Below are 15,784 nucleotides of genomic sequence, written 5' to 3'. Positions count from 1 at the left end.
TCCTCCCTTATTCGGCCGGAGCCAGGGAGCCAACCGGCGTGGCTTCGGCTTCCTCAGCCTCGCCATGACGGACGGTCATCCAGAGATTGTAAGCCATGATCACGGCACCAAGCACGAACAGTGCGCCTCCGAGAGCACGGATGATGTAGAAGGGATGCATCGCTTCCACTGTTTCGACGAAGGAATATTCCAGGAAGCCGAGGCTGTCGTAGGCACGCCACATCAGACCCTGCATGATACCGGATACCCACATCGCGGTGATGTAGAGCACGATGCCGATCGTCGACAGCCAGAAGTGCCAGTCAACGAGCTTCAGGGAATAAAGCTGCTTCTTGTTCCACAGCCAGGGGATCAGGCAGTAGAGCGCACCGAAGGAGATGTAGCCAACCCAGCCAAGAGCGCCGGAATGTACGTGGCCAATGGTCCAGTCGGTGTAGTGCGACAGGGAGTTGACCGAACGCAAACTCATCAGTGGACCTTCGAAGGTCGACATGCCGTAGAAGGCAACCGATACGACCATCATGCGCAGAACCGGATCGGTTCTCAGCTTGTCCCAGGCACCCGACAGCGTCATCAGGCCATTGATCATGCCACCCCATGACGGCATCCAGAGGATGATGGAGAATGTCGCCCCCAGCGTCGATGCCCATTGCGGCAACGCCGTGTAGTGGAGGTGGTGCGGACCAGCCCAGATGTACAGGAAGATCAGCGCCCAGAAGTGAATAATCGAAAGGCGGTAGGAATAGACCGGACGATCAGCCCGCTTCGGGATGAAGTAGTACATGATGGCAAGAAAGCCAGCGGTCAGGAAGAAGCCCACCGCATTGTGACCGTACCACCACTGCACCATCGCATCCTGGACACCCGCCCAGACGATGTAGGACTTGGTCGAATAGATCGAGACCGGAACCGTCAGGTTGTTGATGATGTGCAGCATGGCGATCGTGACGATAAACGCCAGATAGAACCAGTTCGCCACATAGATGTGCGGTTCCTTGCGTTTCCAAAGCGTCCCCAGGAACAACAGCAGGTAGAAGACCCAGACGATGGTCAGCCAGAGATCGGCGTACCATTCCGGTTCCGCGTATTCTTTGCTCTGGGTGACACCGAGCAGATACCCGGTACCCGCGAGGACGATGAAAACGTTGTACCCCAGGATCACGAACCAGGGCAGGATCTTGCCCGGCATGCGCACACGGCACGTCCTTTGAACGACATACATGGACGTCGCCAGCAAGACGTTACCGCCGAATGCAAAAATCACCGCCGATGTGTGCAGGGGACGCAGCCGGCCGAAGTTGGTCCAGGGAAGATCGAAATTCAATGCCGGCCATGCCAGCTGAAGCGCGATTATGAGACCGACCGTGAACCCGGCAAGCCCCCAGAACATGGCGGCGACCGCACCGAATTTGACCGGCCCCATATTGTAGTTCGGTTTTCCGTCGATTTCGGCCGGGATAGGTTCCCCGCCGTCGTCAAAGAAGTTCTTGAAGATCAGAAAGACGCTGACCGCGGCGAAAAGCGCGCCGATGCCAGCGTGAAAAGCCATGACCTGATCAAAGGTCTTGCCTGCTACGATGATGCAGACGAATGCAAGCAGCACAAGGAAGATGGCGAAACCACCCTCCTCGAGCGAGACCAAACCGGTCTTTTTATGTGCCATTTCAGCGCCCCAGTTTATTAGAATCCATGCAAGGTGCCAACGATGGCACGACCATGCGCACGACTCCCTGTGAGCCGCGTTGATTCATATCAAGAGCGGTCTTACTGCATTCAAAGATGTGAAAGTTGCCCGCACAGTGTCGCACGCCACAGGCAGAGTGTCGCAATCGTAGAACTGCGTACTCGCACGCGCGTCCGGCATTGCATGAAAACATCGCCGCCGTCCAAAAACCCAACACGGCTCATGGTCAAAATACCGAACCAGATTGCTTCAGGCTTTCAACGACATCTCTGAGAATTTTAATGTGATGCCTGCTTGGCAAAATCCACATTGTAATTCTCCCTGTGAGCGGCACCTGTGTCTTGAATGGGGCCACCAACTCTCCCTTCCGGAGATGATGCAAAACGAGGGACTTGTGTGCCATGAGAACACCTGCCCCGCTCAACGCCTCCTGGAGTGCAACCGAATAAAGTGAAAAGACCGGACCGTCGGGACTGAAGTCGGCTTCCGGCATCACTCTTTGCGCCCACAGCTTCCAGTCATCGGCCCATGCAATATCAGTCAGGCAGGAAACAGTTTTCAGGTCTTCCGGCCGCGTGAGTTTGCGCGCCAGTTCGGGAACGCAGACCGGCAGGATTTCTTCACTTCCCAGCTGTACTCCTCCCGGAGGGGTGGTGTTTGTGTAAAACAGGCAAAGATCGAACGGCACCCGTTTGAGGTTTGGCGGCGTTTCCATGGCAGTCACTGACACATCGACGTCAGGCAGTCTTTCTCGCAGCATCGGAAGTCGCGGTGCGAGCCAGAGCTGCGCCAGGGCAGGCAGTGCGGCAATGTGCACCTTGTGGGGCGTGGCATCCTGCCTGAGGTCGCGCACCGCCTGGCCCAGAGAATCGAAAACCTCCACGAATGCCGGCAGTGCTCTTTGCCCAATCGGTGTAAGCGTTACACCTCGGGTACTGCGGACGAACAGGCTGGCACCGATCTCCTCTTCCAGCGACTTGATTTGTGCGGCAACCGCACCCGGGGTCACGCCGAGTTCTTCGGCTGCCAGCGCAAATCCGCCAAGCCGCGCGGCCGCTTCGAAGGCACGAAGGGCATTGAGCGACGGAATTCGAGGTGTCGGGGGTGATACAGGCATCTTTTGACCTATTTTTTCTAGCCCTTGTTTTTCTAAAATCTGATTTGCGAATGTGCAAGCCCGGGTCCACTCTGATTGCAATTCGGATTGGAGAAACCTGAATGTCTGCACACGAACTCCGGCCATGGTTGCCGCAAAACGTCGCCTCGCGTATCGACGGAATAAACAGGAGCACCCGTCCCCTGACTTCAGCTCAGGTTGCAGGTCGCGTCGACCAGCTGGTTGCAGAAAACCGCAAGATTCACGAGCGGGACTGTTTCAACCTGAATCCCGCGACCAATGTCATGAACCCGAAGGCCGAGGCACTTTTGGCCAGCGGCATCGGATCACGCCCGTCGCTCGGCTATCCGGGCGACAAATATGAAATGGGCCTGGAGGCGATTGAAGAGATTGAGGTGATTGCCGCCGAGCTTGCCTGTGAAATTTTCAACGCGACATATGCGGAAATCCGGGTCGCATCCGGTGCTATCGCCAATCTCTACGCCTTTATGGCGACCACAAAACCCGGCGACGTGATCATCGCTCCTCCCGCCTCCGTCGGAGGGCATGTGACGCATCATGGTCCGGGTTGCGCCGGCCTTTACGGGCTCGAAATTCACGAAGCTCCGGTTGATCCGGACGGATACACGATCGATCTGGAGGGCTTGCGGGCCCAGGCCCTGGAGCTGCGCCCAAAGCTCATCACGATCGGCATGAGCCTCAACCTGTTTCCGCATCCGGTAACGCAGATCAGGGCGATTGCAGACGAGATTGGCGCCTATGTCCTGTTCGATGCGGCCCATCAGTGCGGCATGATTGCAGGTGGCGTCTTCGCCGATCCGCTGGCGGAAGGTGCGCATCTCATGACCATGAGCACCTACAAGAGCCTTGGCGGGCCGGCAGGCGGGCTACTTGTCACCAACGACCAGGAATTGTCCAGAAGGCTCGACGGGATCGCCTTTCCCGGACTGACGGCGAATTTCGATGCTGCCAAATCTGCTGCGCTGGCTGTATCGCTTCTGGATTGGCGCGACTTTGGACCTGCCTACGCGCAAATGATGGCCGCAACGGCAAAAGCCCTTGCAACAGCCCTTTCTGAAGAAGGTCTGCCGGTCTTTTCTACCAGGCTGGGCTTTACCGGATCACACCAGTTTGCCCTGGAAGCGGCTTCGCTGGGCGGTGGACAGGCAGCGTCGAAGAAGCTTCGCAAGGCCGGCTTCCTGGCGTGCGGCATCGGCCTTCCCGTACCGCCTGTCGACGGGGACATGAACGGACTGCGGTTCGGTACACCGGAACTGGTCCGCTGGGGCATGACGGAAACCGACATGCCGGAGCTTGCACGCCTTATCGCCGAAGCCTTGCGGTCAAACGATCCTGAAGCCATGGCAAGCCGTGTCTCGGACTGGCGGAAACAGTTCGGCGAACTGCACTTCGTTCGAACCTGAATCTGCAGTCTTCCGTTTTTCCGTTTCTCTGCCTACCCTCCTGTTGGCGTGCCTTTGAGTGCTTGGGGGGAAACAGACATGCAGAAGCGACTGGACCAGGGATATGCGGCTCTGGAAAGAATTGCCGATAGCTCGCCCGACTTGTTGAAGTCACTGCTTGAAGGGTCACCAGACACTGTCAGCGTCTCGGACGCCAGACTTCCGGACCTGCCTCTCACTTACGTCAATCCGTCATTCACAAAAACGACAGGATACAGCGCAGACGAGGTGCTGGGTCGCAACTGCCGTTTCCTGCAGGGCGAAGATACGGACAGGGATGATGTCGCCAAAATCAGGCAGGCAATCGAGGCTCGGCAACCTGTTGACGTCGTGTTGCTGAACTACAGGAAATCCGGTGAGCCTTTCATAAATTCCCTGCGTATGGCGCCGATCTTCGACAAGTCCGGCCAATTGTCGGCGTATCTCGGCATCCAGCGCGACATTACCGAGGAACGGCTACAGGCCGAACGGAATATCGGACAGAACCGCCTGGAAGCGCTCGGAACGGCGTCAGGTGCATTGGCCCACCAGCTCAACAACCTGCTGCACCCGGTCACGAGCCTGATCTCCCTGCACTTGCCCGACATCGAGGATCCGGGCATCCGCAAGGACCTGGAAATGGCACACTATAGTGCAAACCAGGCCGCCGACCTGTCGGACAATCTGCTTGGCCTGTCACGCGGCAGTTTCCAGGACAGCTCCGATGTCACGACACTGCCTGCCGGACTGATTCGAGCAGTCGATCTGGTTCGACTGATGCTTCCACCGACCATCACCATTGAAACTAGTTTCAGAAACATCTCAGGGGAACTGAATGTTCCAATCAATGAAACACTGTTCGCACAAGTATTAATCAATATCATTACAAATGCGTCCCAGGCGACCAAGCATTCAGGGAAAATACGTATAGAAGTCGCAGAACACGACAGTTCAAGAGTGAAAATTTCGATTTCCGACAATGGCCCCGGCATCCCACCTTCACTCAGAGAAAAAGTATTTTCTCCATTTTACTCAAAAAGCCACAGTAAAAACAGCTCCGGCTTAGGGCTGTCTGTCGCTTTGCAAATTATTAATAAAGTTGATGGACAAATTATAGTTGAAGACGGCCTGATACAACCTAACGGCGACGGATTTGGTTGTATGTTTATTATAGATATACCGAATATTACGTAGGGTTGTATTTCGGTAGATCTGGGAGAGACAGACCAATGTGTCAGATTCTACTGATTGACGATATGCAGCCAGTCCGGCATGCCATTGCAGCGACACTTCGCAAGGCAGGGCATGATGTTGTCGAGACCGACGACGGCAACAAGGGGTTGGAAATCGCAGCCAAAAGGCAGTTCGACCTGATTATCACCGATATCATGATGCCGGCATCTGACGGAACAGATGTCGTTTTCGCGCTCAAGTCCGGTGGAAGCGGACCCAAGGTAGTTGCAATGTCCGGCGGCGGGTCGGGCATTGCGGCGCAAGACGCCTTGAGCCTTTCGGCGTCCCGCGCCGATGCAGTTCTGAAAAAGCCTTTCACCAATGAAGTCCTGATCGAGACCGTGAGCTCACTCACCTCGAACTGATCACCAATTCATCCACGCTTTCGGAGGGGAAAATCGTGGCCTGGTTTTTTAATATGCGGATAACGCAGAAACTTCTGCTCGCGTTCGGTGTTTTGCTGCTGATCCTTGCGTTCCTTGGCGGAAAGTCAGCCCTGATGTTCCGTACGCTGGATCACGAATTCACCGAGTTTACCGAGCACGGCAACGCTCTGGCCGCTGCCACCGACATCACGCAGTCTTTTTCCGACATGGAGATCAAGGCGATTGAGTTCGTCGCGAATTCGACCGAGGAAAATCTTCAGCAGGTCGATGCGGCGCACACGAAGGTCGTTCAGCAGATTTCGGACAAGATCAAGAAACTGCACGTGCCGGAAGAAATCGAGCGTCTCGAGGATGCCAGGAAGCATGTCGAGATCTATTGGGAAAACTTCAAGAAACTCGCACATGAACGCGAATTGCAGCACGACATCGTCGACAACAGCCTGCACGCGGCCGGTGACAAACTTCAATACGAAATCGTCACCGTGTTCAAACACAAGCAGGAACAGGATTCCAAGAACGGCAAGCCGGCAGAAACGCTTGAACTCGTCACGGATGCAATGATCCACCTGCTGATCGCCAGGGACCATGCCAACCGCTTCGTCTACTCGGGACTGGAAAGCGAACTTGACTATGCGCTCAAGGAAGTCGAGCGGGTCAAAAAAGACCTGACCAGCGATGCGATGGCAAAGCTGGATGGCGAAGACAAAAAGCTTGTCAACGACGCCCTGCATCAGATCGACGTCTACGTGAGCGCCCTTGAGGAATTTCGTGTTCTGGAAAAGGACATCACGCATCTGGAAAATGATGTGATGTTCTCAGAGGCGAAAATCATCGCGAAAGACCTCGATATCATCAAGGAATTCGCGATCAACGCAGAGCATAAGCTTGAGGAACAGGTGCACGCCCAGACCGCCGAATCGATCATGTTTTCGCTTGGTGGAACCGCGATCGGGTTTGTCATCGGCCTTGCCGCTGCCATCCTTCTTGGCCGGATGATCAGCCGTCCGATCAACGGACTTTCAAAAACCATGAGCGACCTGTCGCACAACCGGCTCGACACACTGATCCCGGAAGCCAAGGGCAAGGATGAAATCGCGGAGATGACCCAATCGGTCATCGTGTTCCGCGACGGACTGGTCGAACGCCAGAAGATGCGCGAAGAGCAGGAAAGAAACCGCGAAACGACCAACCGTCGCCGCGACGAACTGGACCAGATGATCGGCATTTTCGGAAATACCATTCGCGGCATATTCAAACGGATGTCAGATTCCTCGACCGAAATGTCCGAGACAGCCGTCACACTGACCGAAACGTCGGAAAACTCGACGTCCCAGGCAACAGTACTCGACAAGGAAGCAAGCGACACTTCTTCGATGGTGGCAACCGTATCCTCCGCCGCGGAAGAACTGATTTCCTCCATTCAGGAAATCCGGCGGAACGCGGATCATTCAGCAGAGATTGCCGCACGTGCCTCCGGCCGGGTGGAAGAAACCAAGGCCAATTTCACCGAGCTTGTGACTGCGTCTGACCAGATCACCAGCGTTGTCGACCTGATCCGCGAAATAGCCGACCAGACAAATCTCCTGGCCCTGAACGCCACAATCGAGGCCGCGAGAGCCGGGGAAGCCGGCAAGGGCTTTGCGGTGGTCGCCTCGGAAGTCAAGGAACTCGCCGCGCAGACCGCACGGGCAACCGGTGAGATCAGCAACCAGGTGGGTGCTGTCCAGCGGACTGCCCAAAGCGCTGAACACTCCATAGGCGAGATTTATGGCACCGTGCGCGAGATCAACGACGTCGCGACCAGCATTGCCTCTTCGGTCACACAGCAGGAAAGCGCAACGTCGGAAATCGCGCGGAGCATGGAAACGGTCTCCAGCAGCGCAACACGTGTGCGCGACAGTGTTTCCGTCATGAGACAGAACTCCGAGGACACCGCAAGTTCGTCCAAGCTGGTTCAGGATGGAAGTTCAGTGGTCTATGACGAGGCGGTGCTTCTGGGCGACGAAGTTGAAACCTTCCTCGACGCGATCGGTAGCCGCGGTGACGACGAAACCTATCGGATCTACGAGGTAGACTGGGCGGCGACACTGGAAATCGATGGCAGGCTCATCAATGCCACCACAACGAAAATCTCGTCCGCCTACTGCACGGTCAACACCAAGCTCAACCTGGCTCCCGGCACTCCGGTCGTGTTTGCATGCGAAGAGCTTTCGATGACAATCAAAGCCCGCGTTGCAATGGTTGAAGACAATTCCACCACCCTGCAGTTCCCGCTGAACCTGGATCATATATCGGAACTCAAAATGCAGCTGGAGCAAATGAACCTGCAGGCAGCTGCCTGAGCCCATGTTCACGCGATCTTCGGGGCGCCGGTGAAACACCCGGCGCCCCGAATTTCTTTTCAGCCACCATATCGGGGGTCACATCGCCGCTATGACCGAGGCTTTGCCCGCCCGAATACCAGTCCGGTAATCAACGGCAACAGCAAAACCATGCCGGTAAACCTGGCAATCTGGTGCGCGGCGACGAAGGCCGGATCAAGATCCAGCATGAATGCCAGAAGGGTCATGACCTCAAGACCGCCCGGCGCATAGGCCAATAGCGCCTGACCGAACGGGATATCCACCAGCGACGATATGGCCAGCGCTCCCAGAATGGACATCAGGAATGCAGCGCTGAACGCAGCAACGGACGCGCCAAGCACGCTGACGAACTGCCGGAAGGTCATGCTTCCGAAACGGCACCCGATCATGGCCCCCATCAAGACGAAACAAGGCAAGACCATGTAGTCGGGCAAAATAAGTGTCCAGGCGCCCGATGCATTCAGGCCGGCGCTCATGAAAAAGGCACCCGTCATAAGTCCGCCCGGCACGTTCAGCTTCAGCGCGATCAGGCTCGCAAGAAGACAAAGGGGCAGGCCGATCATGATTTCAAACCAGCTGGAGACTTGCAGCAAGCCGGTTTCGCCTTCGAGCGTACCGCTGGTCGACACCACCGCGAAAGGCAGGATCGCAACCAGAACGAAAAGCCTGAGTGACTGACTGGATGCAATACGGGGGAGATCGGCACCACGATCGGTAGCCAGGGCGATCACATAGGAGAGCGTTCCCGGAATGGCTCCGAAAAAGGCTGTTTCCTTTGACCATTTGGCACCAAAATGCAGCACGGCATATCCGGCAAGCGTGACGCAGACAACGACAACGAGCAACAGGGCCATGGATATCGGCCAGTCGCCGATGCGTTCCACCACATCCGGGCGAACACCTGCTCCCATGGAGACGCCGATGCCGACAAACAGAGCGTCCCGAAGCGGGTCCGGCATGATCGTCGGAACGCCTGCCAGTGTGGCGGCGGCGACAAAAACCATTGCGCCTGACAACCACGCTGCCGGCAATCCCATCAGATAGAACGTCCCTCCCCCCAATGCCGCAAGCAGAATCGTCACGGGCAATCGGGTCAGGGTTGAGTTGAAGAACGCAGAATTCATGAAATCCGTCTGGGTTGATCCGGGATTGTCGTCATGACCTACTATGGTTGATCGTTGTCGTCATGGTTGATTGCATCGATCAACATAATGCTTTTGTTCCCGTGCGAGCGTAACCGGAACCGGCTTGGTAAAAGGGGCACCTGCAATCAATTCCATCTCGCACGCCCTTTTGACCGCAGGCCGACACTCCAGGCGCTCGAAAATGCGCCGCAGCCCGGGTGAACTGTCCAGCTCCCATCGCCCACAATTACCATAAATCTGGGCCCAGCGTGCACAGGCGGCGGCATAGAAATCAAGGCAACCCGGATCCGGACCAAGAAGGAACGGGCCTCCTGTTGCAACAAGCTCGCGTTCCAGAAGCTGAAAACCGGAATCGATGCGCTTTCTCAACGCCGCAGCGAAAACGCCAGACTGGTCTTTGGCGGGAAAATAGCGATGCGGCTTGAATGATATGCGCAGGTCGGCGTGCAACGTGTTGGACAGGAAAAAAAGCCACTTCAGGAAACGTCCGCGCTCAGGTGCCTCTTGCACAGGCGCGAGCCGGCGATGATGATCGACAAGCATCAGCACGATAGCTCCGGTCTCGAACACGGGGGCATCCTGTCCGGGCCATTCCAGTACCGGTATCAGCCCCTGCGGGTTCAGTTGCCGGTAGGTCTCCGATTTCTGCTCCGATGCAACGCGATCTACGTGGACAAAGTCATATTCCGCTCCCAGTTCCTCCAACACCATGCGGACAACCAGATTTGCGTTGTCCGGTGCCCCATGGAGCCGGCAGCGCGGCGTCCGGACCTGTTCTTGAGCTGTTTCCCACCCGTCGATCACCAAATTTCTCCAAATCCAGAAGGCGGACTTGAGCGATATCAAGGTTCCGTTCGGCACTTGAATGAATTATGCCGCCATGACTCACGATCCGCTCTCCTACGCGCTGCGCAATGTGCCGCGCTACACAAGTTACCCGACAGCACCGCATTTCCACGATGGTGTCACGGCTGAAACCTATGCAGACTGGCTCGGCGCGACCTCCCGGGACGACAGCCTCTCGCTTTACCTGCATGTGCCATATTGCCGGGAACTTTGCCACTATTGCGGCTGCCACACCAAGGCAACCCGTCAGGATGCGCCACTAAAGACCTATGCGGCGACACTCGGGCAGGAAATCGGACTGGTAAGCGAACACTTGAAAGAAGCTGGTCCGGTACGGCACATCCATTGGGGTGGCGGCACGCCAAGCCTGTTGCCGCGTCAAAGTCTCATCGATCTGACGGATCTGTTGCGGGACCTGTTCGATCTGTCGCCCGACCTGGAACACGCGATCGAACTTGATCCGAGACTGGTGACGGAAGACCTGGCTGAGACACTTGCACAGGTGGGTATCAATCGTTCCAGCCTGGGTGTGCAGGACTTCGACCCAGACGTGCAAAAGGCCATAGGCCGGGTTCAGCCATATGAAATCGTGGCAAAGGCAACAAGGTTCCTTCGGTCAGCGGGTTTATATGCACTCAATTTCGACCTGATGTATGGCCTGCCCGGTCAGTCGCGTGACACCATTCTCGACACGGTCGACAAGACGCTCTCGCTGGCACCGGGACGGATCGCGCTTTTTGGGTATGCACATGTCCCCTGGATGCGGAAGCATCAGCGACTGATAGACGAGACCACCCTGCCTTCTGCCGCCCAGCGCCTTGAACTTGCGGATCTGGCAAGGGCCGAGCTACTGAATGCAGGGTATGTCGCAATCGGTCTCGACCATTTCGCGCGCGCCGACGACAGCATGGCGATTGCGCTCGCCGATGGCTCGTTGAAGCGCAACTTCCAGGGGTACACGACTGACCAGGGTGAACAGCTTGTCGGCTTCGGTGTGTCATCTATCGGGAAAATGTCCAGGGGCTTCATCCAGAACATGCCGGACGTCGGCAACTGGCGCCGCAGCATACTGGCAGGCGAGTTGCCCGTTTCCAAGGGCCTCGCCCTTTCGGCAGACGACAGGATGCGCGGCCGGATCATTGAAGAGCTTATGACCAACTATGCCTGTGATCTCGCACCGGTCTGCGAGAGATACGGTCTGTCACTGCGGGATCTAGATAACGCACTGGACACCTTGCAGGACCTGATCACGGATGGAATGGTCGCGCTGGACTTCGGCGCGAATGACAATGTGAGGGTAAGCGTCACAGAGACCGGCCGACCGTATGTGCGCCTTGCAGCTGCAGCATTTGATGCCTATCTGGCCGAAAGCCAGGCGACCGGCAAGGCAAGACACTCGGCCGCCGTATAGCAAAGCTCAGGGCCGCCGTTAACCTGCGCGTGCGCCGCGAACCGTGATTTCGACCAAAAGCAATATGGACGCAATCATCAGATGCGCCGCCTCACTGGAGACCGGCTCATCGAGTTCGAGTTTCCAGTCGCGAGGTTTCAACAGGCCTCTCAGCTTTTGCAGCCTTGTGCCGGGTTCTTCCTCGCCGGGCCGCAAGGCCCGTCTCACCACACCAACACAGCGATCCCGTGACACAACAGCATAGCTGTCAGCCCAGGAGCCAAGTGCGGTTTCGAAGGTTTTTGCTGTCCATTTGCGGGGATCAACCACACGGAAGAGTTCGTTGGCGGAGGCGTCGCATGCAAGCCACGCACTTGCGCCATCTGCCACGACCATACCGCTTTCACGGTCTTCGCTCTCGGTGAGATGCCAGCGTTTGTTGAGAAATTTCTTTTCAGGCGACAATGTTCGCGTTGTTTTGTCCATCAGATTGACCAGAGCAATCGGCTTGGCGATCGTTCTCCTGGAAAGATCGCAGCGAACGAATTCTTCCTCATTCGCCAGGACTGAATATTGCTTGTCCGCATCGCCGCCGGGTGCCGACGACTGCACAAAACGTAGTGAGTTGATCTGCATCACGATCGCGTCCGATCCTTGTGAAACCAGAGACTCATATGCAGTTTCAACTGTTAAGATTCTTCCGCAGATCTCCGCCAATTGGTGGCTGTTCAAATGAAACTGGAGACATGGCTAAGAAACGATTTCTATTGTCAGCAGGAAAAGTATCCAGTTGAACCAAAAAAAAAGCCGCGACATGATCGCGGCCTTTTTCAGATCGTTCCTGATGTCCGCTCAGTGAATGCCTGTCATCTGGCAGAGGCTGCAGACCTTGTTGAGGTGAATCTTGTCAGCCTTGTCCACTCTTATGACACCGCGCCGCTTCAGGTCGGAGACAACCCGGCTGACGGTTTCAATCGTCAATCCCAGATAGTCGGCGATTTCCTGGCGCGTCATGTACAACTGCAAGTCGAAGCCGTCATTTTCTTCGTCTTCGGGACCTGCACATCCCAGACCACCACGATCGGGAACCAAGTGCATCAGAAAGCTGGCAACCCGCTCGACGGCCGATTTACGTCCAAGAAGAACCGCATGTTCATGCAGAACGTGCATCTGGCTGGTCAGGCTTTTCGTCAGGATACTTTGCAGTTCCTGAGATCGCTCAACCTGCCTGAGATCAATTTCCTGCACGATCGAGCTGGTCAGCGTTTCAGCGGTGCAATCGTTTTCGTCGGTGCTTGCCAGCCCGAAAATGTCGCCCGGACGAAGTACTTCGACGACCTGACGACGCCCATCCGGCAACAGTTTGTAGAGCATGATCGAACCGCGAACCAGTTCGTAAAGCCGTTTGGCGGGGTCGCCTTCATAGTAAACAACGGCATGGGTTTCATATGCCGTCGATTTGCCGCCAAAATCGGAGAGATTTGATTTTGCGGGACTGCATGGTGTTCTGCCTGTGGGCCGTGCGACAGCACCGTGGTCAATAACACTTGCTTCCAAATACGCCATTTTCCCTCCTTTGCGCGCATCTGCGCGGCCTGGCCTGCAATGGCAGTCCTTGTTCCTGATCGCCGATCCCGAAACCGGCCAATACGAACCAAACAAGCACCGCCTCTTGTTGCCGAGGCGTCCCGTCCGACGTCTCGCAACTTGCAGGAGCTACACTAAAGCTTGGAATCCATTGAAGGAATTCGGTCGACTGCGTAAGAGGAACTACATATGAGCCGATTGGACGCAGGCAACGAAAGTATTAGTCGGAGTGAGCGCAGGTGTTTGCCAAACGCGTCAAATCAATGCGGATGTCAGCATGTCGATGGACAATGGCTTGCGCAAAATGGTCAGGTCCTGCATTTCCCGCATTTGCCGCAGGATCTTGACCCGTGACTTTCCCGAGATCGCAATGATTTTCGGAGGTATCGCCAAGCTCTTCAATTTCTTGACGATTTCTGCGCCACTCACACCGGGAAGTCCCAGATCGACAATAACCCAATGGCAGGCGGACAGGTTCGCCTGTGCCAGGAAGGTTTCGCCATCTTTGTATATCCGGGGACGATGGTCCAGATGTTCGAGCGTAAATGCTAACGCGTCGGCAACAGCTACATCATCCTCAACGATGTGAACAATCACACAAAACAATCCCAGGAAGCCGGCGACATTGCCAGAACTCCCCATATACATACGTCAAAAGTACTACTGCGAATGTACGCAGAAATACGTCTGCCGCTAAAACTTGCGTGATCGGCCGGGAACTTTTTTCGCGAATCGGCTCTTTCAACCGGCTGCTGGATGCCCCAGCACAATCCTGACCAGATCCGCCGCGTTGCGCGCACCCAGTTTTTCCATGATCCGGGCACGATGAACCTCGACGGTCCTCGGGCTTATCCCAAGTGTCCTGCCAGCTTCCTTGTTCGAGGCCCCGTCCGTGATCTGCTTGAGTACTTCGAGCTCCCTGCGGGTGAGCAAGTCTGCCCCCTCGAACGTTTGGGACCTGTCTTCGTCTTCCCGCTGTTTCATCGCCGCGATCGCTTCCTTGACACGGTCAAGAACAGTTTCCGCGGAAAAGGGTTTTTCAATGAAGTCGAAGGCTCCGTTTCGGATTGCCTCAACAGCCATCGGAATGTCGCCCTGGCCGGAGATAATGAATATCGGTGCGGGATAGTTCTCGGCATTCAATGCCTTGAGGATTTCGATACCCGACCTGCCTGGCATATGAACGTCCAGCATGACGCATGCCGGAACCGACTTGCTCGCGGACTGAATGAACGTATCTCCGTCAGAGAAGGTTTCAACAACATAGCCTTCCATGTTGAACAGGACGGATAGCGCATCACGCACCGCAGGGTCATCATCGACGATGTATACGGCCTCTGCGTCAGCTTCCATTGTTTTTCAGTCCTCAGTTATGCCATCGCTTCGCGAAAGCTAAAGCTTTTCATCCAATGATTCCTCTCTTGGATGAACCGGCAACGTCAATAAAAATGATGCGCCACAGCCGTCCGGCGTGGATTCAAGTTTCAAATCGCCACCGTGATTCTGGGCAATTGATCGCGAGATCGCCAATCCCAATCCAACACCCTTGTGCTTTGCACCAGTGAAAGCGCGAAACAGACCATCAATGAGTTCGGCAGGGACGCCAGGTCCGTTGTCCGTTACCCTGAACTCAAGGGACTCTGCATTCATGATCACCGACAAGCTCACTTTCTTGTCCGGCTGGTCAATAACCGCTTCGCGGGCATTACGCAAAAGGTTGATCAGGATCTGTCTTATCTGTACCGGGTCTGCCTGCAGGGGCGGTAGGTTGGGTTCGATCGTGGCCGAAAGAAATGTCTGCTTTTCACCGCTACCGAGTTGAGCCATTTCCAGACAGGATCTTACCAGTTCGGCAACATCGACCGTCTGTCTTTCGGGAGCCTTCTTTTCGACCAGCTGCCGCATCCGCTGGATGATTTCACCGGCACGTTCCGCCTCGCGGACTGCCTTTTCGATTACAGACAGCACAAGCGGATCAATCGAAGCGTCCGACTTCGCTTTCCGCGATACGGACTGAAGGTACAAAAGGACAGCGGTCAAGGGCTGATTCAGCTCATGCGCGATTGCTGCGCCCATCTCGTCGAGTGCGCTGAGCCGTGTCATGTGCAACAATTGGGCCTGCGTCTTGGCCAGGCGATCCTCGATCTGCTTGCGGGATCTAAGATCTCTGAGGATACCGATGAACTGGCGCCCATAGGACGATTCGGCCTCGCCGACGGACAACTCGATCGGAAAAACTGTTCCGTCCTTGTGCTGTGCCTGCACCTCACGGCCGATACCGATGATTTTCTTCTCCCCGGTATCAATGTAATTTTGAACGTAGTGATCATGCGCCTGCGCGTATTCCCGAGGCATGATCTTGTTGACGTTCCGTCCAAGCAGATCTGCTGCCTCGTATCCGAACAATCGCTCACAAGCTTTGTTGTAGGCCAGCACCAGACCGCGATCATTGATGACGATGATACCGTCGACAGCGGTATCAAACACACTCGCAAGCCGCGCCTCTGAAACAGCGGCCGTTTCGGCATTGCGATCAATTACACTGTCGTCTGCCATCCCGGCACCCAAATGGAAATCACGTCCATTCAAGG

General features: G+C 55.9%; 14 protein-coding genes. 5 read left to right on the top strand and 9 right to left on the bottom strand.

The window, feature by feature from the left end; genetic code table 11:
- Positions 1–7 precede the first annotated feature (7 nt).
- Together ccoN and ACO6TI_RS13915 are read right to left on the bottom strand one after the other, a co-directional pair.
- Positions 8–1,663 (bottom strand): cytochrome-c oxidase, cbb3-type subunit I, encoded by a 1,656-nt coding sequence (ccoN, locus tag ACO6TI_RS13920; RefSeq protein WP_104703374.1) that lies wholly within the window; start codon positions 1,661–1,663, stop codon positions 8–10.
- Positions 1,664–1,910: 247 nt separating this feature from the next.
- Positions 1,911–2,801, bottom strand: a complete 891-nt coding sequence (locus ACO6TI_RS13915) for a LysR family transcriptional regulator (RefSeq protein WP_422385126.1) — start codon at positions 2,799–2,801, stop codon at positions 1,911–1,913.
- 101 nt (positions 2,802–2,902) lie between these two features.
- Here ACO6TI_RS13915 and glyA point away from each other — a divergent pair, with 101 nt between their 5' ends.
- The 4 genes from glyA to ACO6TI_RS13895 all read left to right on the top strand — a co-directional run bounded on the left by glyA (position 2,903) and on the right by ACO6TI_RS13895 (position 8,204).
- Complete coding sequence (gene glyA / locus ACO6TI_RS13910) at positions 2,903–4,225, top strand: serine hydroxymethyltransferase (RefSeq protein ID WP_422385125.1); 1,323 nt, start codon at positions 2,903–2,905, stop codon at positions 4,223–4,225.
- Between the two features lie 78 nt (positions 4,226–4,303).
- Positions 4,304–5,437: a PAS domain-containing protein gene (locus ACO6TI_RS13905; protein WP_196890868.1), complete on the top strand. Its 1,134-nt coding sequence runs from the start codon at positions 4,304–4,306 to the stop codon at positions 5,435–5,437.
- Between the two features lie 35 nt (positions 5,438–5,472).
- On the top strand, positions 5,473–5,841 hold the full coding sequence (locus ACO6TI_RS13900; RefSeq protein WP_029063991.1) for a response regulator: 369 nt from the start codon (positions 5,473–5,475) through the stop codon (positions 5,839–5,841).
- A 35-nt stretch (positions 5,842–5,876) separates the two neighbouring features.
- Positions 5,877–8,204: a methyl-accepting chemotaxis protein gene (locus ACO6TI_RS13895; RefSeq protein ID WP_422385124.1), complete on the top strand. Its 2,328-nt coding sequence runs from the start codon at positions 5,877–5,879 to the stop codon at positions 8,202–8,204.
- Between the two features lie 89 nt (positions 8,205–8,293).
- On the opposite strand, the gene ACO6TI_RS13890 is transcribed toward ACO6TI_RS13895, so the two are convergent.
- The gene (locus ACO6TI_RS13890; RefSeq protein WP_055111606.1) at positions 8,294–9,349 is read right to left on the bottom strand and encodes an AbrB family transcriptional regulator; all 1,056 of its coding nucleotides are present in this window, start codon (positions 9,347–9,349) and stop codon (positions 8,294–8,296) included.
- 60 nt (positions 9,350–9,409) lie between these two features.
- A complete protein-coding gene (locus ACO6TI_RS13885; RefSeq protein ID WP_196999194.1) occupies positions 9,410–10,174 on the bottom strand; it encodes a glutathione S-transferase family protein in 765 nt (254 codons plus the stop codon).
- Positions 10,175–10,250: 76 nt separating this feature from the next.
- Between ACO6TI_RS13885 and hemN the strand changes: the two genes are divergently transcribed.
- On the top strand, positions 10,251–11,627 hold the full coding sequence (hemN, locus tag ACO6TI_RS13880) for an oxygen-independent coproporphyrinogen III oxidase (protein WP_422385123.1): 1,377 nt from the start codon (positions 10,251–10,253) through the stop codon (positions 11,625–11,627).
- Positions 11,628–11,645: 18 nt separating this feature from the next.
- Here the strand turns inward: hemN and ACO6TI_RS13875 are convergent, their stop codons facing one another.
- From ACO6TI_RS13875 to ACO6TI_RS13855, 5 genes are all read right to left on the bottom strand, one after another.
- The gene (locus ACO6TI_RS13875) at positions 11,646–12,245 is read right to left on the bottom strand and encodes a hypothetical protein (protein WP_422385122.1); all 600 of its coding nucleotides are present in this window, start codon (positions 12,243–12,245) and stop codon (positions 11,646–11,648) included.
- A gap of 213 nt (positions 12,246–12,458) precedes the next feature.
- Positions 12,459–13,172, bottom strand: coding sequence for a helix-turn-helix domain-containing protein (locus ACO6TI_RS13870; RefSeq protein ID WP_422385121.1), 714 nt, complete (start codon positions 13,170–13,172; stop codon positions 12,459–12,461).
- Between the two features lie 276 nt (positions 13,173–13,448).
- Positions 13,449–13,835 (bottom strand): response regulator, encoded by a 387-nt coding sequence (locus tag ACO6TI_RS13865; protein ID WP_208992524.1) that lies wholly within the window; start codon positions 13,833–13,835, stop codon positions 13,449–13,451.
- Positions 13,836–13,934: 99 nt separating this feature from the next.
- On the bottom strand, positions 13,935–14,546 hold the full coding sequence (locus tag ACO6TI_RS13860; RefSeq protein WP_055111598.1) for a response regulator transcription factor: 612 nt from the start codon (positions 14,544–14,546) through the stop codon (positions 13,935–13,937).
- 39 nt (positions 14,547–14,585) lie between these two features.
- Entirely contained in the window at positions 14,586–15,749 is a 1,164-nt protein-coding gene (locus ACO6TI_RS13855) for a two-component system sensor histidine kinase NtrB (protein WP_422385120.1), read from the bottom strand.
- Positions 15,750–15,784 lie beyond the last annotated feature (35 nt).

It is taken from the genome of Roseibium album (assembly GCF_965233825.1).
Lineage (GTDB): Bacteria > Pseudomonadota > Alphaproteobacteria > Rhizobiales > Stappiaceae > Roseibium > Roseibium album.
This window is presented reverse-complemented; position numbering and strand designations above follow the sequence as displayed.